At 59.6% G+C, this 21,139-nt stretch carries 24 protein-coding genes and 1 pseudogene; 15 read left to right on the top strand and 10 right to left on the bottom strand.

The window, feature by feature from the left end; all coding sequences use genetic code 11:
* Window positions 1-50: 50 nt before the first annotated feature.
* The gene (gene greB, locus GIR22_RS09795; RefSeq protein ID WP_154743143.1) at window positions 51-524 is read left to right on the top strand and encodes a transcription elongation factor GreB; all 474 of its coding nucleotides are present in this window, start codon (window positions 51-53) and stop codon (window positions 522-524) included.
* Between the two features lie 46 nt (window positions 525-570).
* On the opposite strand, the gene GIR22_RS09790 is transcribed toward greB, so the two are convergent.
* Window positions 571-3,081: an ABC transporter permease gene (locus GIR22_RS09790; RefSeq protein ID WP_154743142.1), complete on the bottom strand. Its 2,511-nt coding sequence runs from the start codon at window positions 3,079-3,081 to the stop codon at window positions 571-573.
* Window positions 3,081-3,764 carry an ABC transporter ATP-binding protein gene (locus GIR22_RS09785; RefSeq protein ID WP_154743141.1) on the bottom strand — a complete coding sequence of 228 codons (684 nt, stop codon included), beginning with the start codon at window positions 3,762-3,764 and terminating at the stop codon, window positions 3,081-3,083. Before GIR22_RS09785 ends, GIR22_RS09790 begins: the two co-directional genes overlap by 1 nt.
* Before the next feature lie 10 nt (window positions 3,765-3,774).
* Between GIR22_RS09785 and GIR22_RS09780 the strand changes: the two genes are divergently transcribed.
* The 3 genes from GIR22_RS09780 to GIR22_RS09770 all read left to right on the top strand — a co-directional run bounded on the left by GIR22_RS09780 (window position 3,775) and on the right by GIR22_RS09770 (window position 5,767).
* Complete coding sequence (locus GIR22_RS09780; RefSeq protein WP_178122176.1) at window positions 3,775-4,380, top strand: arylesterase; 606 nt, start codon at window positions 3,775-3,777, stop codon at window positions 4,378-4,380.
* Window positions 4,381-4,438: 58 nt separating this feature from the next.
* On the top strand, window positions 4,439-4,732 hold the full coding sequence (locus tag GIR22_RS09775; RefSeq protein ID WP_154743139.1) for a hypothetical protein: 294 nt from the start codon (window positions 4,439-4,441) through the stop codon (window positions 4,730-4,732).
* A 72-nt stretch (window positions 4,733-4,804) separates the two neighbouring features.
* A complete protein-coding gene (locus tag GIR22_RS09770; RefSeq protein WP_154743138.1) occupies window positions 4,805-5,767 on the top strand; it encodes a L,D-transpeptidase family protein in 963 nt (320 codons plus the stop codon).
* Window positions 5,768-5,871: 104 nt separating this feature from the next.
* Here the strand turns inward: GIR22_RS09770 and oprI are convergent, their stop codons facing one another.
* Window positions 5,872-6,123 carry an outer membrane lipoprotei OprI gene (gene oprI, locus GIR22_RS09765; RefSeq protein ID WP_003172710.1) on the bottom strand — a complete coding sequence of 84 codons (252 nt, stop codon included), beginning with the start codon at window positions 6,121-6,123 and terminating at the stop codon, window positions 5,872-5,874.
* Window positions 6,124-6,750: 627 nt separating this feature from the next.
* On the opposite strand from oprI, the gene GIR22_RS09760 reads away from it, so the two are divergent.
* Window positions 6,751-7,032 carry a GNAT family N-acetyltransferase gene (locus GIR22_RS09760; RefSeq protein ID WP_154743137.1) on the top strand — a complete coding sequence of 94 codons (282 nt, stop codon included), beginning with the start codon at window positions 6,751-6,753 and terminating at the stop codon, window positions 7,030-7,032.
* Window positions 7,033-7,104: 72 nt separating this feature from the next.
* Here GIR22_RS09760 and GIR22_RS09755 read toward each other — a convergent pair whose 3' ends face one another.
* Complete coding sequence (locus GIR22_RS09755) at window positions 7,105-8,181, bottom strand: 3-deoxy-7-phosphoheptulonate synthase (RefSeq protein WP_154743136.1); 1,077 nt, start codon at window positions 8,179-8,181, stop codon at window positions 7,105-7,107.
* Window positions 8,182-8,471: 290 nt separating this feature from the next.
* On the opposite strand from GIR22_RS09755, the pseudogene GIR22_RS09750 reads away from it, so the two are divergent.
* The 5 genes and pseudogenes from GIR22_RS09750 to cysB all read left to right on the top strand — a co-directional run.
* A pseudogene (locus tag GIR22_RS09750) lies at window positions 8,472-8,628 on the top strand (thioredoxin); the annotation flags it as partial.
* Window positions 8,629-8,640: 12 nt separating this feature from the next.
* Entirely contained in the window at window positions 8,641-9,597 is a 957-nt protein-coding gene (locus GIR22_RS09745) for a putative 2-dehydropantoate 2-reductase (RefSeq protein ID WP_154743241.1), read from the top strand.
* 15 nt (window positions 9,598-9,612) lie between these two features.
* Window positions 9,613-10,530 carry a 5'-nucleotidase gene (locus GIR22_RS09740; protein WP_154743135.1) on the top strand — a complete coding sequence of 306 codons (918 nt, stop codon included), beginning with the start codon at window positions 9,613-9,615 and terminating at the stop codon, window positions 10,528-10,530.
* 70 nt (window positions 10,531-10,600) lie between these two features.
* The gene (locus GIR22_RS09735) at window positions 10,601-11,101 is read left to right on the top strand and encodes a universal stress protein (RefSeq protein ID WP_154743134.1); all 501 of its coding nucleotides are present in this window, start codon (window positions 10,601-10,603) and stop codon (window positions 11,099-11,101) included.
* 103 nt (window positions 11,102-11,204) lie between these two features.
* Window positions 11,205-12,179 (top strand): HTH-type transcriptional regulator CysB, encoded by a 975-nt coding sequence (cysB, locus tag GIR22_RS09730; protein ID WP_154743133.1) that lies wholly within the window; start codon window positions 11,205-11,207, stop codon window positions 12,177-12,179.
* A 5-nt stretch (window positions 12,180-12,184) separates the two neighbouring features.
* On the opposite strand, the gene GIR22_RS09725 is transcribed toward cysB, so the two are convergent.
* Window positions 12,185-12,667 carry a GreA/GreB family elongation factor gene (locus GIR22_RS09725; RefSeq protein WP_154743132.1) on the bottom strand — a complete coding sequence of 161 codons (483 nt, stop codon included), beginning with the start codon at window positions 12,665-12,667 and terminating at the stop codon, window positions 12,185-12,187.
* A gap of 222 nt (window positions 12,668-12,889) precedes the next feature.
* Here GIR22_RS09725 and earP point away from each other — a divergent pair, with 222 nt between their 5' ends.
* Complete coding sequence (gene earP / locus GIR22_RS09720; RefSeq protein ID WP_154743131.1) at window positions 12,890-14,023, top strand: elongation factor P maturation arginine rhamnosyltransferase EarP; 1,134 nt, start codon at window positions 12,890-12,892, stop codon at window positions 14,021-14,023.
* A 48-nt stretch (window positions 14,024-14,071) separates the two neighbouring features.
* Window positions 14,072-14,644, top strand: a complete 573-nt coding sequence (locus GIR22_RS09715; protein ID WP_154743130.1) for an elongation factor P — start codon at window positions 14,072-14,074, stop codon at window positions 14,642-14,644.
* Window positions 14,645-14,719: 75 nt separating this feature from the next.
* On the opposite strand, the gene GIR22_RS09710 is transcribed toward GIR22_RS09715, so the two are convergent.
* The 4 genes from GIR22_RS09710 to GIR22_RS09695 all read right to left on the bottom strand — a co-directional run bounded on the left by GIR22_RS09710 (window position 14,720) and on the right by GIR22_RS09695 (window position 17,931).
* Window positions 14,720-15,736, bottom strand: a complete 1,017-nt coding sequence (locus tag GIR22_RS09710; RefSeq protein ID WP_154743129.1) for an alpha/beta hydrolase — start codon at window positions 15,734-15,736, stop codon at window positions 14,720-14,722.
* Between the two features lie 26 nt (window positions 15,737-15,762).
* Window positions 15,763-16,182, bottom strand: coding sequence for an organic hydroperoxide resistance protein (locus GIR22_RS09705; protein WP_154743128.1), 420 nt, complete (start codon window positions 16,180-16,182; stop codon window positions 15,763-15,765).
* A gap of 267 nt (window positions 16,183-16,449) precedes the next feature.
* A complete protein-coding gene (locus GIR22_RS09700) occupies window positions 16,450-16,902 on the bottom strand; it encodes a MarR family winged helix-turn-helix transcriptional regulator (protein ID WP_154743127.1) in 453 nt (150 codons plus the stop codon).
* 78 nt (window positions 16,903-16,980) lie between these two features.
* Window positions 16,981-17,931, bottom strand: coding sequence for a LysR family transcriptional regulator (locus tag GIR22_RS09695; RefSeq protein WP_154743126.1), 951 nt, complete (start codon window positions 17,929-17,931; stop codon window positions 16,981-16,983).
* Between the two features lie 106 nt (window positions 17,932-18,037).
* On the opposite strand from GIR22_RS09695, the gene GIR22_RS09690 reads away from it, so the two are divergent.
* A complete protein-coding gene (locus GIR22_RS09690; protein WP_178122175.1) occupies window positions 18,038-18,787 on the top strand; it encodes a TSUP family transporter in 750 nt (249 codons plus the stop codon).
* On the opposite strand, the gene GIR22_RS09685 is transcribed toward GIR22_RS09690, so the two are convergent.
* A complete protein-coding gene (locus GIR22_RS09685) occupies window positions 18,777-19,658 on the bottom strand; it encodes a LysR family transcriptional regulator (RefSeq protein WP_154743125.1) in 882 nt (293 codons plus the stop codon). The genes GIR22_RS09690 and GIR22_RS09685 overlap by 11 nt on opposite strands.
* A gap of 70 nt (window positions 19,659-19,728) precedes the next feature.
* On the opposite strand from GIR22_RS09685, the gene GIR22_RS09680 reads away from it, so the two are divergent.
* Both GIR22_RS09680 and GIR22_RS09675 read left to right on the top strand, forming a co-directional pair.
* Window positions 19,729-19,935: a YjiS-like domain-containing protein gene (locus GIR22_RS09680; RefSeq protein ID WP_154743240.1), complete on the top strand. Its 207-nt coding sequence runs from the start codon at window positions 19,729-19,731 to the stop codon at window positions 19,933-19,935.
* 64 nt (window positions 19,936-19,999) lie between these two features.
* Window positions 20,000-21,139: winged helix-turn-helix domain-containing protein (locus GIR22_RS09675; RefSeq protein WP_154743124.1), on the top strand; the 1,140-nt coding region annotated here is incomplete at its 3' end.

The raw sequence follows: 21,139 nt of genomic DNA, 5'->3' as shown, positions 1-21,139 counted from the left end.
CTTATGGCAGATATCGCAATGTGTTTGAACTCCCAAGGGGCGTATAGCTTTTGAGTACCAAGCTGATTACCAAAGAAGGCCATGAGGCGCTAAAGAAAGAGCTTGATTACCTGTGGCGAGAAAAGCGCCCTGATACCACCCGTAAAGTGACGTGGGCAGCGTCGTTGGGGGATAGAAGCGAGAACGCCGATTACCAATACAACAAGAAGCTGTTGCGCGAAATTGACCGGCGGGTACGTTACTTGCGCAAGCGTCTGGAAGACATGCGCGTGGTTGAGTACATGCCGGAGCAGGAGGGGCGGGTGTTTTTTGGTGCTTGGGTGAGCATTGAGAACGAGCAGGGTGAGACCAAGCGCTTTCGTATCGTTGGATACGATGAAATTTATGAGCGCATGGACTACATCTCCATCGATTCACCCATGGCCAGGGCGTTGCTGCGAAAGGAGGTGGATGATGAGGCCATTGTGCAGACCCCAGGCGGCGAGGTGTGCTGGTGGATTACTGCGATCGAGTACGTAAAGTAGGCCTTGATGGCCCGCACTCCGTGAGGAGAGCGGGCCATCGGCGTTTTCAGCCTTCACGCAGTACGGTCAACGGGCTGGCATTCAAGGCCCGTCGAGTACCAAATACGCCGGCACCGCCAATCAGCACCGCACCAATCACTGGAAGCAGCAGCAGCCAGGGGTGTGGGTGCCACGTCAGGTCGAAGGCGTAGCGATACAACACCAACGTCACCAGTTCTGTCCCCAGCGCCGCCAACAAGCCGCTGACGGCTCCCAGCAAGCCGAACTCGATACGTCGCGCCTTGACCAGCAGCTTGCGTTCGGCACCCAGGGCGCGCAGCAGGGCACCCTGGCGGATCCGTTCATCCAGCGTGGCTTGCAGGCCTGAGAACAACACCGCCATCCCTGCGGCCAGAACAAATAACAGCACGTACTCCACTGCCAGGGTCACCTGGGCCAGGATGCTGCGCAACTGGGCCAGCAGGGCTTCGACTTGCAGGATAGTCACTGCCGGGAAGGCCCGGGACAACTCGACGATCTGCAAGTCATGGCCGGCTGCCAGGTAGAAGCTGGTCAGGTAGGTGGTGGGCAGGTCTCTCAGGGTACCCGGTTGGAAGATCATGAAGAAGTTGGGTTGGAAGTTGTCCCAGTTGATCTCCCGCAGACTGGTGACCCGTGCCTCGCGGTTTTCGCCGCCGACGGTGAAGACCAGGTGATCGTTGAGTTTCAGCTTCAGGCTTTCAGCAACCTTGGACTCCACCGAGACGCCGGGAATGTCGTCGTTCGGCTGCGCTGACCACCAGGAGCCGGCTGTCAGGCTGTTGCCCGGTGGCAGGTCGGCGGCCCAGGTCAGGCTCAAATCGCGCTGGACCGCGCGGTCACCACTGGAGTCCTTGCTGACAATATCCTGCACCGGCTCGCCATTGATGCTGATCAGGCGCCCTGGTACCACCGGGTACAACGGTGCTGATTGCGCCTGCAACTCCAGCAGGCGGGCACCAAAGGCGTCCTTGTCTGCCGGTAGGATGTTCAAGGCGAAGTAGTTGGGGGCGTCCTTGGGCAACTGGTTTTGCCAGGTGTCCAGCAGCTCGCCCCGCAGCAGTGCGACCAACCCCATGGAGAGCAGGATCAGGCCAAAGGCCAGGGACTGTCCCGCTGCCGCCAGAGGGTGGCGCAGCAGTTGCCCCAGCCCCAGGCGCCAGGGCAGGGATGCACGGGCGAGCAACCGCCGCAGGCTTTGCAACAGCAGCAGGAGCAGGCCGCCCAGGATCAGTGCAGCCACCACTCCACCACCGAGCAGGGCGAAGGTCAGAACCAGGTCCAGGCTCAAGCGCCACATGATCAGGCCCAGGGCAAACAGTGCCGCGCCGTAGACCATCCAGGTGCTGGAAGGGATTGGCAGCAGGTCGCGTCGCAACACCCGCAGCGGCGGGACTCGTCCCAATGCCGCCAGTGGCGGCAGGGCGAAACCGGCGAGGGCCACCAGCCCGGTGCCGATCCCGGCGATGGCGGGTAACAGGCCGCCCGGTGGAACGTCCGTCGGTAGCAGGTCATGCAGCAGATAAAACAACCCCAATTGCGCCAGCCATCCGAGCAAGGCCCCGGTAAGGCTGGCCAACAGCCCCAGTACGGTCAATTGCAGGCTGAACAGCAGCATCGTTTCCCGTCGCGACAAGCCCAGGCAGCGTAGCAATGCGCTGGCATCAAAACGCCGGCTGGCGAAACGATTGGCTGAGAGCGCCACTGCCACGCCGGACAGCAACACGGCCACCAGGCTGGCCATGTTCAGGTAGCGTTCGGCCTTGCCCAGGGCGCCGCCGATCTGCTGGTTACCGTCGCGCGCATCCTGCAGGCGCTGGTTGGCGGCGAGACCGGGCTTGACCAGGTCACGATAGGTTTGCAGGGTCGTGCCTGCTTGCGGCGCCCGCCAGAGTTCGCGGTAACTGACCCGGCTGCCAGGTTGCACTACGCCGGTGGCCTCAAGGTCGGCCAGGTTGATCATCACCCGGGGCGTGAGGTTATACAGGTTGCCTGCGCGGTCCGGTTCATAGGTCAATACGCGGGTCATGCGCAAGGGTTTCATGCCGACATCGATACTGTCGCCAATCTTCAGGTCCAGCGCGGTCAGCAGGCGCGCTTCAACCCAGGCCTCACCCGGTTTCGGCCCACCTCCCTGGGTTTCTTCGCCGAAGGGTTCGGCGGCGCTTTTCAGTTCACCGCGTAGCGGGTATTGCTCGTTGACGGCCTTGATACTGGAAAGCTGGATGCCGTTGTCGGTAGCGATGACGCTGGAAAACTCCACGACCCTGGCATGTTCCAGCCCCAGCTCGGTCCCGCTTTTGATTTGCTCGGACCGGGCTGGCGAGCTGCCCTCGAGCACCAGGTCGGCACCAAGAAACTCGGTGGCTCGCAACATCATGGCGCCGTTCAGGCGCGCACCGAAGTAACCGATGGCCGTACTGGCGGCGACGGCCACCAGCAGGGCAAAGAACAACACCCGCAACTCGCCGGCGCGGGCATCGCGCAACAATTGGCGCAGGGCAAGGCTGAGCAGGCGTAACAACGGCAAACGTGCCATCAAGGCTCCAGGGGGGCGACCATCAGGCCGGCTTCAAGACGGATCAGGCGTCGGCAACGGTGGGCCAGGCGCTCGTCGTGGGTCACCAGTACCAGGGTCGTGCCGTTTTCCTGGTTGAGTTCGAACAGCAGGTCGCTGATGCGCTCGCCGGTATGGCTGTCGAGGTTGCCAGTGGGTTCATCGGCAAACAGCACATCGGGTTCGGCGGCAAAGGCCCGGGCAATCGCCACTCGCTGTTGCTCGCCGCCGGAGAGTTGGCGTGGCGAGTGGGTCAGGCGCTGGCCAAGGCCGACGCGCTCCAGCAGGTGCCTGGCACGTTCCCGGGCGTCCTTGCGGCCGTCCAGTTCCAGAGGCAGCATGACGTTTTCCAGGGCATTGAGGCTGTCCAGTAACTGGAAGGACTGGAACACGAAACCGACGTGTTCGGCGCGGATGCGCGCGCGCTGGTCTTCGTCCAGGGTGCCGAGGGATTGCCCGGCGAGGGTGACTTCGCCGCTGCTGGGAAGGTCGAGGCCGGCCAGCAGGCCCAGGAGGGTGGATTTGCCGGAACCGGAGCTGCCGACGATAGCCAGGCTATCGCCCTTGTTCAGTTCCAGGCTCAGTTGGTGCAGGATGGTCAGTTCACCTTCCGCGCTGGGAACCACTTTGCTAAGGTTTCGCGCGGTGAGAATACGTGCGCCCATGGAGAATCCGATGCGAATGTGGTTTTTGAGTGCTGGCCTGGCCTTGATGTGCATGGCCCAGAACGCAGCGGCGGGTACAGTCCTGATCGTTGGCGATAGTATCAGTGCCGGTTTCGGCCTGGATACCCGCAAAGGGTGGGTCGCGTTGCTGGAGCAGCGGCTCAAGAGCGAAGGTTTCGACGATAAAGTGGTCAATGCATCTATCAGCGGTGATACCAGTGCCGGAGGCCTGGCGCGGCTACCGGCGGCGCTTGCAGAGCATAAGCCGGACCTGGTGATTCTTGAGCTGGGAGGCAATGACGGATTGCGCGGGCAGCCTCCCGCTCAATTGAAACAAAATCTTGCGTCGATGATTGACCAGTCCAAGGCTGGCGGTGCCAAGGTACTGCTGTTGGGCATGCAGTTGCCGCCCAATTACGGCCCGCGCTACACCAAGGCATTTGCCGAGGTATATGGCACGCTGGCCAAGGAGAAGGAGGTGCCGTTGGTGCCGTTTTTCCTTGAGGGCGTGGGGGGGAATCCAGAGCTGATGCAGGCCGATCAATTGCATCCGGCGGTCGGAGCCCAGGGCAAGTTGCTGGAAAATGTCTGGCCGGCGCTAAAACCGCTGCTATGACGCTTTTCTAGCCGCGGTCTTTCGGCTAAGGTGGCGCCCCCCCGATTTGGAGCCCTCGATGTCGCGCCCTGCCTGGTCCTTGTTTGCCTATCAACTGATCGAGCCTGACGAACAGCTGGATCTGTTCGCCTGCCAGGAAGTCCGGGTGCATCTGGTAACGCGTCAACTGGAGTTGGGCGGCTCAATCGACCGCACGCTCTGCGGCACGTTATTGCCTGCCCAGCCGCGCTGGTCATCGGTGGATCGCTCGCTCTTTCACGATCAGCGTTTGTGCCCGCTGTGCCGGGCCATTCTCGAATCCCAGAAGCGCGGTACCCCGCCCATCTGGCCGGAGTTGCGCTTCGAGCTTTGAATGTGGGTGCCCCGCCGGGCTCCCGTGTACAATCAAGTTCTACTACCCGTCGATCTGCGAAGGTATTCCCGGATGTTGTCTCGCCTTTCCGCTGTCACCTGCTGCCTGTCTCTCGCTGCGCTTTGTGCCGCGGGCCCTGCCGCTGCCTTGCAGTTGCCTCTGCCGCCGCCGGGTGAAGACATTGTCGGCCAGGTCCAGGTGATCAAGGCCAAATACGAAGATACCTTTGCCGACCTGGGCACCACCTACGACCTGGGTTATTCGGAAATGGTTGCGGCCAACCCGGGCATTGATGCCTGGTTGCCGGGGGCGGGTGCCGAGATTGTGCTGCCGACGCGCTTCATCCTGCCGCCGGGTCCCCGGGAAGGTATCGTGATCAACCTGGCGGAGTATCGGCTGTATTACTACCCCAAGGGCCAGAACGTCGTTTATACCTTCCCGCTGGGGATCGGCCGTGAAGGCTGGGGGTCTCCGATTGCTCACACCAGCATTATTGCCAAGACTCCTAACCCGACCTGGACACCTCCAGCGTCGATCAAGGCCGAGCACGCCGCCAATGGTGACCCGTTGCCCAATGTGGTGCCAGCAGGCCCGGACAATCCCCTGGGGCCGTTCAAGTTCACCCTGGGCACGCCGGGCTACCTGATCCACGGCTCCAACGCGAAGTTCGGCATTGGTACCCGCACCAGCCACGGTTGCTTTCGCATGTTCAACAACAACGTGCTGGAAATGGCCGGCATGGTGCCGGTGGGCACTTCCGTGCGGATCATCAGCGAGGCCTACAAGTTTGGCATGAGTGGTGGCAAGGTTTACCTGGAAGCTCATACGCCACTAAACGATGATGGCACTCCGTCCGTAGTGGACAAGCACACGGCGGTGATCAACGCCCTGCTCAAGAATGAGGACCTGGCCAATAACCTGCGGGTCAATTGGGACGAGGTGCGCGATGTTGTCGCCGCTGAAGATGGCTTGCCCACGCAGATCGCAGTGCCAGGCCAGGCTCCGATGGTGTCCAGCGCGCCGGTCGATATGTAGGTATTCGCCTCGCTTCTGCAAGGGAAGGCGGGGCGGCGCGAAATTCGGGCAATAAAAAAGCCGATCCAAAAATGGATCGGCTTGATAATAACCCCGGAGGATTATTACTTGCGGCTTGCTTTTTCAAGCATGCGCAGAGCGCGCTCGTTAGCTTCGTCAGCAGTCTGTTGTGCTTTTTGAGCAGCAGCCAGAGCTTCATCAGCTTTACGGTAGGCTTCGTCTGCACGAGCCTGGGAGCGAGCTGCTGCGTCTTCAGTTGCAGTCAGGCGGGCTTCGGTTTCTTTGGAGACGCTGCTGCAACCGGTAGCCAGAACTGCGGCCAAGGCCAGAGCAGAGAATTTCAGAACGTTGTTCATCGTGTTCCCCTTCAAGGACTTTCTATTAATGGCTACTTGCTCAGAGTGAGCTAATAGACGGCGTACATACTACCCATTACTTGTAGTAAGTAAACGGACGTAGCGCAAGAAGCAAAAAAAATTATTGCGCCGATTCTATTTTGGCTAATCTTTTGAGAGTTTGTATAAAAAATATCCAGTTTTTTGCACTCTGCCGAAAATCCGATCCCGCCTGCAAGGGCCAGCCAGCAGGTGTTAAGCCTTGTAAGCACACGCCAATTTATATATCGGTATTGACACTTTTGTTCAGATTGTCTTTTCGTCAATCGGTATCTTTTGTGCATGTTGAGGTGACTTAAACAGTGAATGTTCGTCTCAAGCTTCAACTGCCGGCAATGTTCAGGCCATCGACCCCAGGCATTTTCGATTGGCCCTTTCTATGCCTGCCAGCGGCAATGGATGAGGGGCGGGCCTTGAGCAATTTCGCGATTGGCGCCTACTATTCCTGCAGGCTGGTTGTGTGCGCTAGTGCAGGACACTGGCGGCTTTTCTCGTTGTCGTAACCGGCACGGGGTGGCGTAGATGTTCCTTCGCCGGAAAAACATCGGTAAGGTAGGGGTCATAAACCAAGACCCGCGAGGAGTAGTGATGAGCGAGGCGTTGTCCATCCACCATGACCAGAGTGGTCATCAGTTCGAGACCAATGTGGACGGTCATCGTGCCTACCTGACCTATATGGACCTTGGGAAACAGACCCTGGATATCTATCGGACATTTGTGCCCAACGCGTTGCGGGGCCGCGGTATCGCTGCGGCACTCACCGAGGAAGCACTGAAATATGCCGAAGATCATGGTTACACGGTGATCCCGTCCTGCTCCTATGTGGAACGCTACATGGAGCGCCATCAGCGTCATGCAGCGAAGCTCTGAGCCACAATAGGGCAGTTGCGAACACAAGAACGCCGGGCTAAAAGCCCGGCGTTCTTGTGTTCGCAGTCTTTATCAGCCCCGCGAGCGCTTGGGCAGTACGTCCTTGAGCTTGGTGTGCATGCTGCGCAAGGTGGTTTCGGTGGCGGACCAGTCGATGCAGGCATCGGTGATCGACACGCCGTATTGCAGGTCGGCCAAATCCTTGGGAATCGACTGGCAACCCCAGTTCAGGTGGCTTTCGACCATCAGCCCGATGATCGACTGGTTGCCTTCGAGGATCTGGTTGGCGACGTTCTCCATCACCAGTGGTTGCAGGGCCGGGTCCTTGTTGGAGTTGGCGTGGCTGCAATCGACCATGATATTGGGCTTGATCTTCGCCTTGGTGAGCGCCTGTTCGCACAGGGCCACGCTGACCGAATCATAGTTGGGCTTGCCGTTACCGCCGCGCAGCACTACGTGGCCGTAGGCGTTGCCCTTGGTGGTCACGATGGACACGCCGCCTTCCTGGTTGATCCCCAGGAAACGGTGAGGGCTGGAGACCGACTGCAAGGCGTTGATCGCCACGGTCAGGCCGCCATCGGTGCCATTCTTGAAGCCCACGGCCGAGGACAGGCCGGAAGCCATTTCCCGGTGGGTCTGGGATTCGGTGGTGCGCGCACCGATGGCCGACCAACTGATCAGGTCTTGCAGGTATTGCGGGGAAATCGGGTCCAGGGCTTCGGTTGCCGTCGGCAAGCCCATTTCCGCCAGGTCCAGCAGTAACTGGCGACCGATGTGCAGGCCGTCCTGGATCTTGAACGAGTCGTCCAGGTACGGATCGTTGATCAAGCCTTTCCAGCCAACAGTGGTACGCGGCTTCTCGAAATAGACACGCATCACCAGGTACAAGGTGTCGGATACCTCGGCAGCCAGTACCTTGAGGCGCTCGGCGTACTCGTGGGCAGCCTTGAGGTCGTGGATAGAGCAGGGCCCGATGACCACGAACAGGCGGTGGTCGGTGCCGTCGAGAATGTTACGAATGACTTCGCGGCCCTTGGTGACGGTCTGCAAGGCAGCGTCGCTCAAAGGGATTTCGCGCTTGAGCTGATCGGGTGTGATCAGGGTCTCGTTGGATTCGACGTTTAGGTCATTGATCGGTAAATCAGCCATCGTGTTACTCGTCAGGGTCACGGGTGCCGGCCGCCAGCGATCCCCGTGCGGCGGAGCACAGCATGATTTAAGTGCAAGGGGGGAGGAACCTTAGCGCGTAACAAGCCTGCTCGACAATGGGCAGAGGCCGCTTTAATCCAGCGTTGGCTGCACAAAGGCCAACTAAGGCGACCTGGGCGTTGCAGCACCACGGGGCAAATAGCCTGGATAGCCAGCGCCAGCGCCGAGTGAGGGGTATGCATCCCGATGGCCGTGGCCTGGTTTCAGGCGCGTGGGTAATTGCATGCGTCGCCGCCCACAATGGCGGTGCGGTCGAGCGCAACGGGATTTTTCATTTGCCTGGGTTGTTTGTGATGTGCGAGGGTCAATTCCACGGGCAGTTGCAGGTGCGCCTGTATAGCCTGTGATCTTGCCGAAGCCGTTAACCAGGCGCTCACCCGCACACCCGGAGGATTTACCATGACGCAAGCAACCCCGCCACGGATCGGTATTATCGGCACCGGCGCCATCGGTGGCTTTTACGGGTTGATGCTGGCGCGGGCCGGGTTTGATGTGCATTTTTTATTGCGCAGCGAATACGCGGCGGTGAATGACCGTGGCCTGCACCTCAACAGCGTGGTCCATGGCGCGTTGAGCCTGCACCCGGTCCAGGCCTATGCCCGGGCATCGGACATGCCGCCTTGTGATTGGCTGCTGGTCGGGACGAAAACCACCGGCAACCTTGAGTTGGCGCCCATCATTGCCCAGGTAGCAGCCCCGGATGCCAAGGTAGTGGTGCTGCAAAATGGCCTGGACGTCGAAGACAGCTTGCGTGAGCACCTGCCGGGCTCGCTGCATTTGCTCGGTGGCCTTTGTTATATCTGCGTCCATCGTTCGGCTCCCGGGGTGGTCGAGCATCAGGCGCTGGGGCGGATCAACCTCGGCTATCACAGTGGTAGTGCCATCAACGATGACCTCAGGCGGCAAGGGATTGTCGAAGAGGGCGCCGCCTTGTTTCGCCAGGCGGGTATCGACTCCCAGGCCATGGCCAACCTGCATCAGGCCCGCTGGCATAAACTGGTGTGGAATGTGCCGTATAACGGTCTTTCTGTGTTGCTGGGCGCCGGGACCACGGCATTGATGGCCGATGAGTCAAGCCGCGAGCTGATTCAGGCGTTGATGGCCGAAGTAGTGCTGGGTGCCCAGGCGTGCGGCCATGAAATCGCCGAGAGTTATGCCGAGCAGATGTTTACCATGACTGAAAGCCTGACCGACTATTGGCCAAGCATGTACCACGATCATCTACACAAACGCCCGCTGGAGCTGGCGGCTATCTACGCCCGGCCATTGGCCGCCGCCAAGGCCGCGGGTTGTGAGTTGCCGCGGATGCAGGCGCTCTACCAGGCCTTGAGTTTTATCGATCGACGCAACGCTTGAGCCGGGGGAAAAAGCATGGCTAAAGGGATGGGCGACAAACTGGTGCTGGCGATCTCTTCGCGGGCGCTGTTTGACCTGAGTGAAAGCCACAAGGTCTACCTGGCGCAAGGTGTCGAGGCGTACCGCAAATATCAGATTGACCATGAGGAGGAAACCCTCGAACCGGGTGATGCCTTCCCGCTGGTCAAGAAACTCTTGAGTCTTAACGCCAGCCTGGGCCGGGCCCGGGTCGAGGTGGTGCTGGTGTCACGCAACAGCGCCGATACCGGGCTGCGGGTATTCAATTCGATCCAGCATTATGGCCTGGATATTTCCCGTGCCGCGTTCGTCGGTGGGCGTAGCCCTTATCCTTATTTGGCGGCGTTTGGCTGTCATTTGTTTCTCTCGACCCACGCCGAAGATGTACGCAGCGCCCTGGATGCCGGGTTTGCGGCGGCAACCATTCTGTCCGGGGGCGCGCGCCGGGCGTCCAGTGCAGAATTGCGGATCGCCTTCGACGGTGATGCGGTGTTGTTTTCCGATGAATCAGAGCGAATCTATCAATCGGGCGGCCTGGAAGCCTTCCAGGCCAGCGAGCGCGAATCGGCGCGCGAGCCTTTGCGTGGTGGCCCGTTCAAGGGTTTCCTGGCGGCGCTTAACCTGTTGCAACGGGAGTTTCCCGACGATGCCTGCCCGATCCGTACGGCATTGGTGACGGCGCGTTCGGCGCCTTCTCACGAACGGGTGATCCGTACATTGCGTGAGTGGGACATTCGACTGGACGAGTCGCTGTTCCTCGGTGGCCTGGAAAAATCGGCGTTTCTTGAGGCGTTTGCCGCGGATGTGTTTTTCGATGATCAGGCCGGTCATTGCGAGAAAGCCAGGGAGGTGGTGGCCACCGGGCATGTGCCGCATGGCATCAGCAACGAGCTTAAAATCCAGGCAGGGAGCTAAGTCCATCGCACACTCGAAGGCACTGCTAAGCTGAATCAATCTCCGCCATCCTGGCAGGCCAGGAGGTTCTATGATTCGTTCGATGCTATTTGCCACTGACCTGGGACTGTATGCGCCTTATGTGATGCAACATGCGCTGACGCTGGCGCGAACCTTCAATGCCGAGTTGTATGTGATTCACGTGGTGGAGCCCATCGGACTATTCGCCGAATCGGTGCTGCAGAGCTACCTTGATGAGCAGGCCTTGAGTGAGTGGCAGAGCCAGGGCCTGACGACGGTGATGGCCAATATCGAGCAACGGGTGCTGGACAGTTTTCGCGAGGAGTTGGGGGAGGGCGAGCAGGACCTCAAGCTGATCCGCTCTGTGCGAGTGATTCAGGGCGATCCGTGCAAGGTGATTCTCGAGCAGTCGCAGAAACTCTCGGTGGATTTGTTGATCGTAGGTAGTCACAGCCAGGCCGATGGGTCGGCAACGCCGTTGGGGCGAACCGCTGCACGAATATTGCAGTTGTCGCTGGTACCGGTATACCTGGTGCCGCTGTTGCAGTGCAGGCGCAATGAGGACGTGTGAGGGTGAGGATTCGATAAAAAGTTCTAGATTTATCACTACAACCTTTAATATAGTTATATATCGTCGCTGATACCGTGGCGTCTATCTGCTTTGAGGGATGCATATGAAGCTTCAACAATTGCGCTACATCTGGGAAGTGGCGCACCACGACCTCAACGTTTCAGCTACTGCTCAAAGCCTTTACACCTCGCAACCGGGTATCAGCAAGCAGATCCGCCTGCTCGAAGACGAACTGGGCGTCGAAGTTTTCGCCCGCAGCGGCAAGCACCTGACCCGCGTCACTCCGGCCGGCGAGCGCATCATCACTACCGCTGGCGAGATCCTGCGCAAAGTTGAAAGCATCAAGCAGATCGCCCAGGAATTCTCCAACGAGAAAAAAGGCACCCTGTCGATTGCAACCACTCACACCCAGGCCCGTTACGCGCTGCCCCCGGTGATCCGCGATTTCATCAAGCAGTACCCGGACGTAGCCCTGCACATGCACCAGGGATCACCGATGCAGATCGCTGAAATGGCCGCTGACGGCACCGTTGATTTTGCCATCGCCACCGAAGCCCTGGAGTTGTTCGGCGACTTGGTGATGATGCCGTGTTATCGCTGGAACCGCTGCGTCGTGGTTCCCCAGGGGCACCCACTGGCCAAGCTGCCGAAGCTGACCCTGGAAGCCTTGGCTGAATACCCGATCGTTACGTATGTGTTCGGTTTCACCGGTCGTTCGAAGCTCGACGAAGCTTTCAGTCATCGTGGCCTGACGCCCAAAGTGGTATTCACGGCCGCCGACGCCGATGTCATCAAGACATACGTGCGCCTGGGGCTGGGGGTCGGCATCGTCGCGAAGATGGCGGTGGATGACAAGCTCGACAGCGATCTGGTGGTGCTGGATGCCAGCGAGCTGTTCGAGTCCAGTGTGACCAAGATCGGTTTCCGTCGGGGTACTTTCTTGCGGGGCTTCATGTGCGACTTCATCGAGAAGTTTGCACCGCACCTGACCCGCGAAATCATGGCCAAGGCGATCCAGTGCCATAACAAGCAGGAACTGGAAGACCTGTTCGACGGCGTTGAATTGCCGGTTCACTGATCGGCTTACTTGACCTCGGTAACCGCAAACTGTTGCCGGGCGCCAGCCACCAGGATTTCCACCTCGTCGCCCTCCAGCTTACCCAGCAGGCTTTTGCCCAAAGGGGAGCGTGGGGTGATGACGGTCACCGGCTGGCCAACTACATTAACCTTCAAGCCCGCGGCATCCGGCGCTAAAAATAGCCATTGCTGGCGACCGTTTTCATCCTCCAGCCCCAGCAGTGCGCCTACCTCAATACCTCGTTGCCCATCGTAAGCACGCAGGTTCATGTTCTGGCAGAGTATCAGCGCTTGCTTGATTTCCTCGACGCGCCTGGCCTGCCCGGCCGCCAGATAAGAAGCCTCCAGCCCGAGCGTGTCGTATTTGTTTTCCGCGATATTTTCTTCGTGTGTCGCGGTTTCATAGGCGGTTTGTGCGGCGCGCTGGGCGATATCGAGGTCGACTGCGAGCTTTTCCAGAATCAATTGGTGGACGGCGTGTTTATTCATGGCTCTGCTTGATCATCAATCGCAACATTGCAAGACGTTGGCCTGGCTCTTTTCATTGGGCGCATTCTGCTCCTGTTGCAGCCAGAACTGGCATTTGGGGTGGGGCAGGTTACGTGGGTGTTGCCGATTGTCGCACAGCTGTTGCGCAGAATAATCGCAATCAAGCCTTCTGCATCGAGGCATTTATACGGACAATCGAGCCTTTGATCGTTGGAGCCCGGAATGAAAGCCCGCTGGGATATTTTTTGTAGCGTCGTCGACAACTACGGCGACATTGGCGTGACTTGGCGCCTGGCCCGGCAATTGGTGGCCGAACACGATTGCGCCGTGCGCTTGTGGGTCGATGACCTGCGGGCGTTCGAACGCATGTGCCCACAGGTGGATGTGCAGCGGGCGCAGCAATGGCAAGAGGGTGTTGATGTACGCCATTGGCCAGCGCAGTGGCCAGTGACGGCGGCGGCCGATGTGGTGATCGCCGCGTTCGCCTGCCAGTTACCGCCCGACTACATGGAGGCCATGGCCGAGCGCGAGCGCACACCTTTGTGGATGAACCTGGATTACCTGAGCGCCGAAGACTGGGTAGTCGGCTGTCACGGCCTGCCGTCGGTGAAATTCAAGGGCGTGCAGAAGTACTTCTTCTTTCCCGGCTTTCGCCCGGGAACCGGTGGTTTGTTACGTGAAGCTGGCTTGCTGGAGCAGCGCCAGGCATTTCAACAGGACGCTGTCGCCCAGCGGCAGTTCCTGCAAGGCCTTGGCGTGTTTGCAGCTACAGGTACGCGGCTGATGTCGCTGTTCGCCTATGAAAACGCCGGGCTCGCCAGTTGGCTGGACGTGCTGGCAGCAGATGGGTACGCCACTCATCTGCTGGTGCCGGAAGGTCGTATCCTCGGCGATGTGCAGCGCTGGCTGGGCGTGGAAGGGTTGACGGTGGGGGATGTCCATCAACGAGGCGCCTTGACCGTGCAGGTCCTGCCATTCGTACGCCAGGAGCAATATGACCGCCTGCTGTGGTGTTGCGACTTCAACGCCGTGCGCGGTGAGGACTCCTTCGTGCGTGCCCAGTGGGCCGGGCGCCCACTGCTGTGGCACATCTATCGCCAGGACGAAGACATTCACCTGGACAAGCTTGACGCCTTTCTTGAGCTGTATACCGAGGCCTTGTCGCCGGCGGCCAAAGCTGCGGTGGTCGCGCTTTGGCAGGCCTGGAACGCTGATGGCGATATGGCTCATAGCTGGAAAGTGCTGCTTGAGCATTGGCCGCAACTGACTGCGCATGCTGAAAAATGGTGTCTGGAACAGGGCTTGCAGGCCGATCTTGCGACGGTGCTGGTACAGTTTTACCTAAATTGGATATGATACGCGGCCTAGATTTTTGTAAATCCCATCCAAATTCGGATATTCGCAATGAAAACTGGTAAAGAACTGAAACCCGGTACAGTGATCCGTCTCGAAAACGACCCTTGGCTGGTTCAGAAAGCTGAGTTCACCAAGTCTGGTCGTAACAGCGCAATCATGAAGACCAAGCTGAAGAACCTGCTGACCGGTTACAAGACCGAGATCGTCTACAGCGCCGATGACAAACTGGACGACGTGATCCTCGACCGCAAAGAAGCGACCTTGTCCTTCATCAGCGGCGACACCTACACGTTCATGGACACCACTGACTACACCATGTACGAGCTGAACGCTGAAGATATCGAAGCTGTTCTGCCGTTCATTGAAGAAGGCATGGAAGACGTCTGCGAAGCTATTTTCTTCGAAGAGCGCCTGGTTTCCGTAGAGCTGCCGACCACCATCGTGCGTAAGGTTGACTACACCGAAGGCTCCGCTCGCGGTGACACGTCGGGCAAGGTGATGAAGCCTGCCAAACTGAGCAACGGTACCGAACTGCAAGTGGCTGACTTCATCGAAATCGGCGACATGATCGAGATCGACACCCGTGAAGGTGGTTCGTACAAAGGTCGCGCCAAGAAGTAATTCTGGCATCACCGATACGAAAAAGCCCGACCATGAGTCGGGCTTTTTCGTGGGTGCTGTTTTTACTGCATGCCGTTATTTCAAGTGTTGCTTGAGTTCCCCCGAGGCTTGCAGCAGCGCAGAGCGTACGGCTGGTACTTGGCTGACCACGTTGAGCAGGCCGTAGTCGTGGATCATGCCGTTGTAGCGCACGGCGGTCACTGGTACGCCGGCCTCATCCAGTTTGCGGGCATAGGCTTCGCCTTCGTCACGCAGCACGTCGGCGCCGGCAGTCTGCACCATCGCCGGTGGCAGGCCCTTGAGTTGTGCGGTGGTTGCCCGGAGCGGCGAAGCGTAGATCTCGGCGCGTTGCTTGGCGTCAGTCGTGTAGTTGTCCCAGAACCACTGCATCATGTTCTTGGTGAGGAAGTGACCTTCGGCGTATTGGTTGTAGGACGCGGTGTTGAAGTTGGCATCGGTCACCGGCCACAGCAGCAGTTGGAACTTGATTGCCGGCGTGCCCTTGTCCTTGGCCATCAGGCTGACCACGGCCGCCATGTTGCCGCCGACGCTGTTGCCGGCCACGGCCAGGCGCTTGCCATCAACGTTGATTTCTTTACCGTGCTCGGCCACCCAGCGGGTTGCGCCATACGCCTGGTTGATCGCCACCGGGTAGTGGGCTTCCGGTGATGGCGTGTAGTTGACGAACACCGCCGCCGCTCCTGAACCCACCACCAAATCCCGCACCAGGCGTTCGTGGGTCGGGAAATCCCCCAATACCCAGCCGCCACCGTGGAAGAACATGAACACCGGCAATGCCCCCTTGACCCCGGCTGGACGCACGATGGTCAAGTCCAGGGGCTGGCCGTCGACCTGGATGGTCTTTTGGCTGATGTCGGCCTCGGGCAGGGTCAGCTTTACCCCCGATTGGGCGCCGACCAGAACCGCACGGGCTTCTTTGGGCGTCAGTTGCTCCATCGGTTTACCGGTACCGGCGTTCAGTGCATCAAGAAATGCCTGGGTGTTGTGTTCGACGTCACCAGCAGCGGCGAAGGCATTGGTGATGGACAAAGCGAGCAGGGTACCGGTCAGGGTTTTGCCAAAAGTGTTCATGGTCATCTCCGATGGTCAGGTAGGGATTAGACGGTTACGTGCAGGCGTACATCGACGTTGCCACGGGTGGCGTTGGAGTACGGGCAGACTTGGTGGGCGGCATCGACCAGGCTTTGCGCATCATCCTGGGCCAGGCCGGGAAGGCTCACGTGCAGGTCAATGTCCAGGCCGAAACCACCGGGGATTTGACCGATACCGACATGGGCGGTGATCGAGGCGTCATCCGGGATTTTGCGTTTGGTCTGGCTGGCGACGAATTTCAGGGCGCCGATAAAACAAGCGGAGTAACCGGCGGCGAATAGCTGCTCCGGGTTGGTGGCCTGGCCGCCGGCACCGCCCAGCTCTTTCGGTGTGGCGAGTTTGACGTCAAGGATGTTGTCGCTTGAAACGGCGCGACCATCACGGCCACCGGTGGCGGTGGCGACTGCGGTGTAGAGAGTTTGCATGGTGTATTCCTCGTTGTTTGCGCTAAATAATTGCGTGCTAAGTAAATGTCGAGGTAAATGTACTGCGCTAATGGTTTGCGCGCAATATAAATTATTGAAAATAATTAGAGGTCATTTCCTGCCGCTGATGCGGGCTGTGCGAAAGGGGGCTTTATGCCGTAGCTTTTGTAGGGCGGAACATAGGACTTTTCCTTTTCCGCACCACTTCAGGCAGGAGGAGGCAGGATGACTGCGCCACGAGTGGGGCGCAGCTCATCCAGAAAGAAGCTACAGGCTGCTTTGCAGATTTGCCCGTAAGGCCAACAAGTCAGCTTGCAGCTTGCGCAGTTGTTTCATATCCAGGCGGCTGGCGCCGAGGATGCACTGGGGAATATCCATGGCTTTATCGCGCAAGGCCCACCCGGCGTCAGTCAGTTCTACCACCACCACGCGCTCATCTTCCCGGCTGCGGGTGCGGCTCAACAGGCCTTCTGCTTCCAGGCGCTTGAGCAGGGGTGTTAGGGATCCCGGGTCGGTCAGCAGGCGGCGGCTGATCTCACCTACGGTCAAGCCGTCCTCTTCCCACAGCACCATCAGCGCCAGGTACTGCGGGTAGGTCAGGCCTAGGGCTTGCAACAAGGGTTTGTACGCCTTGGTCATCAACAAGGAGGTGGAGTGCAGGGCGAAGCATAGCTGGTTGTCGAGCAGCAAGGATTCGCAAGTGTCGGGTGTCGTGGTCATGGCTGTGCCTTAAAAACGTGTCTGAGCGGGAATCTAGCGGGCAAATCTTTAACGCGCCAGATAATTCTGTTCGAACGGTCAGCCCAAACCGCTTTGCAAAGCCAGATCCCAGGGTGGAACAGGGCTGAAACGTGCCTTGAGGTATTCCAGCAGTAACCGGCTGCGGGCGTTGGCATGCTGCTCCAGGCGCAGCGCATAAATCCCGGCGGTTTCCGGGGAGGGCAGGCCGTTTTCGCAGAACAGTGGCACCAGTTCGCCACGCACCAGGTACTCGCTGACCAGCCAGGTCGGCAAGTGCGCGACCCCTAACCCTGCCAGGGCACCCGAAAGTAGCGCTTCGGCATTGTTGGCGCTCATGCGGATGCGTTGCGGGCGGTAGCTGGCCTTGCGCCCATCCAACTCGAAGCGCCAGGCAAACAGCGGGGCGAGGCCTTCCCAGTCAAGGCCGTCATGCTCGCTCAGTTCTCGGGGATGAGTAGGAGTACCGCGATGCTTCAGGTAGGCCGGGCTGGCGCAAGCGATGCGTACGATGCTGGCCAAGGGTGTGGCAATCAGCCGGGAGTCGACGATATGCCCGGCCCGCAGGACCAGGTCGACTTTGCCCAGGTGCTCGCCTTGCATGTCGACGAAGCTGTCGATCAAGTGCAGGTGTACATCCAGGCCGGGGTAGACGTTGAGGAAGTCGGCGATGGCCGGTGCCAGGTGCCGCCGACCAAAGGCCGCGGGGGCATCTACACGGATCAACCCCTCAGGCGCATGGCTCAAGGACACTGCTTCCGCCCGTGCCAGTTGCAGCTCACTGACAATCCGCCGTGCTCGTTCAGCAAAGGCCAGGCCGGCTGGTGTCGGTATCACCGCGTGAGTGCTGCGCAAAAATAGCCGGCTGCCTACCGAGTTTTCCAGGTTGTCGATCCGCCGGGCGACGGCCGAGGGCGTCAAGGGATGGCGTCGGGCGGCTGCGGAGAAGCTTCCTGCTTCCAGCACGTCAAGAAACAGGCTTAGCTGATCGGTCAAGGTATTGGGGTTCATGGCAATGCTGCTTGTGCGAAGTTGGCATAGCCATTGTGCGTTGCTGTGCGTTTCCATACTAGAGCGGACTGCGTAGCATGCAGGCTCGGGATTGGAGGTGCGCGTGGTGGCGGATTTAGCGATGTATGGGGTGCTGGGTGCGCTTCTGGGCACAGTCGGTGGCTTGTTTGGCATCGGTGGTGGGTTGATTGCCATCCCGGTACTTGGGGTGCTGTTTGGACTGGATCAACAAATCGCCCAAGGCACGGCGCTGGTGATGGTGGTGCCTAATGTGATGCTCGCGTTGTGGCGTTACCACCAGCGTAACCGGATTGAGTTGCGCCATGCATTGCCGCTGGGCGTCATGGGGTTCTGTTTCGCCTGGCTGGGCTCAATCTGGGCAGTGGGCATCAATGCGGACGTGATGCGGCTCGGGTTTATCGCTTTTTTGCTGGCGTTGTCGGCCTACACCCTTTTGCGCATGTTCACCAACAATGCGCCACCCTTGGCGCAGATGCGTTATTCGTGGCCGTGGCTGGGTGTGCTGGGCGCCGCCTCGGGGTCTGTGGGAGGGTTGTTTGGTGTTGGCGGCGCAGTGGTGGCGACGCCGGTGTTGACCAGCCTTTTCGGCACCAGCCAAGTGGTTGCCCAAGGCCTGTCCCTGGCGCTGGCGCTGCCCAGCACCAGTGTGACCCTGGTGACCTACGCCTACCACCATGAGGTGGACTGGGCGATCGGCGTACCGCTGGCCGTGGGCGGGTTGTTAAGCATCAGTTGGGGGGTGAAGGTTGCCCATGCCATGCCTGAGCGCCTGTTGCGTGGCCTGTTTTGCGGCTTCCTGGTGGTCTGTGCGGTGATGTTGACCTTTAAAGTTTGAAGCCCTCGATGATGTGCTCGGCGAGGCACTCGGTAATGGGGGAGGTGGTGCGCGGATTACGCAGCAGCCGCAAATTGATCGACGGCAGGGCAGGGAAGCCTTCGGCTGTGCCCAATATCCGCAGGTCTTCGGTCACCAGGCTTTCCATGGTGGCTGTCACCGCCAGGCCGGCACCCACCACTGCCTGGATTGCGGCACCATTTGAGCTGTGATACGCCAGGCGATAATCGCGTCCCTCGGCATCCAGCGCCGCGCGCGGCCACTGGCTGCAGAAACCGTCCATGCCGGAAACGGCCAGGGGAAGCGTGGCGTGGTCATCCACGCAGAAGCAGGGTGTAGCGACCCAAACCATACGTTCATGACGCAGCGGCTCGCCGATGTCATTACCTGGCTCGCGACTGACGACAGTCAGGTCCAGGTCCCGGCGCTGCATCAGCACCGTTGACGACTCGCAATGCATTTCAATCTGGATCAGTGGGTAAGCCTTGGAGAAACGCTTGAGGATGCCCGGTAAAAAACGTATGACGTAGTCATCGGGTGTGCCAAGGCGCACCAGCCCGACCATATGCGGTTCGCGCAGGGTGTTGAACACCTCGCTGTGCAGTTTCAGGATCCTGCGGGCATAGCCCAGTAGCACCTGCCCCTCTGGCGTCAACTTGACCTGCCGACCGTCGCGCTCGAACAACTTGCGCTGCAATACATCTTCTTCCAGGCGTTTCATCTGCATGCTCACCGCTGACTGGGTGCGGTTGACCTGCTCGCCCGCGCGGGTGAAACCGCCCTGATCAGCAATGGCGACGAAGGTGCGCAGCACTTCGGTGTCGATACTTGGGTAGCTGGACAATTCATCAATCTCCGAGATGTATTGCATAATAAACATTCGTTGGATTGATCATAACCCCAGGCACAGACTTCAGTCATCCCAACTGGAGGGCGAGATGATGAAAGGTCAAAAAGGTTTTGTGTTGATGGCGAAGCGGCCGTTTAGTGGCCTGTTTCAAAGGGTAGCGCTCTGGCAGACTCTGTACCGCGAGCGTATTGATTTGGCCGCCATGAGTGACGATGCGTTGAAGGATATCGGCCTGAGCCGCGCCGATGTCGAGTTGGAAAGCCAGCGCCACTTTTGGGAAGACCCGCTGCGCAAATGACTTGGATGCCCCTACACAACATGGGGTGCGGTAGGGTAGGTTGCGAGCATACAAGGAGATGCACATGCCCGCAGAACTGTCCTTATCTCTTAAGCAGGCTCGGCGTCTGGCGCTGGCGGCCCAAGGTTTCTCCGGCCGCCAGCCGCCTGCGTTGATCAAGGCTGCGCAAGTCAATCGCCTGATCGAGCGCCTGGGCGTGCTGCAGATCGATTCGGTCAACGCCGTGGTGCGTTCCCATTACCTGCCGTTGTTCTCTCGCCTGGGCAACTATTGCCCTGCGATTCTTGAGCAAGCGGCCTGGAGCCAGGGCCGGCGACGCTCGCTGTTTGAGTATTGGGGGCATGAAGCCTCGTTGTTGCCGATGGCGCTTTACCCGTTGATGCGCTGGCGCATGGCGCGGGCGGCCCGGGGGGAGGGGATTTACCAGCAGATGGCGCGTTTTGGCCGTGAGCAGCAGGCCACCATTCGCCGGGTCCTGGCCGTCGTCGAGCAGCAGGGCGCCTTGGGTGCCGGCAGTTTGTCGACTCGCCAGGAGCGCGCCGGCCCGTGGTGGGATTGGAGCGATGAAAAACATGCCCTGGAATGGTTGTTCGCGGCGGGCCTGGTGACCGTCGCCGGGCGTCGTGGGTTCGAGCGGCTGTATGATTTGCCGGAGCGCGTGATTCCCGCCGAGATTCTCCAGCAAGCCCCTTTGAGCGAAGCCGAGGCGCAGCGAGGTTTGCTGCTGCAGGCGGCGAGCGCATTGGGTGTAGGCACTGAAAAAGACCTGCGTGATTATTTCCGTCTGGAACCTGGCGATAGCCGTGCGCGCGTGGCGGAGTTAGTGGAGGAGGGGTTGTTGGTCCCTTGCCAGGTTCAGGGTTGGAAGCAATTGGCCTATTGTGCGCCTGAACCGAAAGTCCCGCGTAAGGTGCCCGCCAGTGCGTTGTTGTCACCGTTTGATTCACTGATCTGGGAGCGCAGTCGCACCGAGCGTTTGTTTGATTTTCGCTATCGACTGGAGATCTACACCCCACAGCACAAGCGGGTCTATGGCTATTACGTGTTGCCGTTTTTGCACCATGAACGGATTGCTGCGCGAGTTGACCTGAGGGCTGAGCGCGCAGCCGGGTGTCTTGCGGTGCATGCGGTGCATGAGGAGGAGCCGGGGTTGGACGAGGGGGGCATGTTGGCGCTGGCCGTGAATTTGCGGCAGATGGCTGAC

The organism is Pseudomonas karstica (assembly GCF_009707515.1).
In the GTDB taxonomy this organism is placed as follows: Bacteria; Pseudomonadota; Gammaproteobacteria; order Pseudomonadales; family Pseudomonadaceae; genus Aquipseudomonas; species Aquipseudomonas karstica.
The sequence above is the reverse complement of the archived record's forward strand: the minus strand, read 5'-3'. Positions and strand labels throughout refer to the sequence as shown.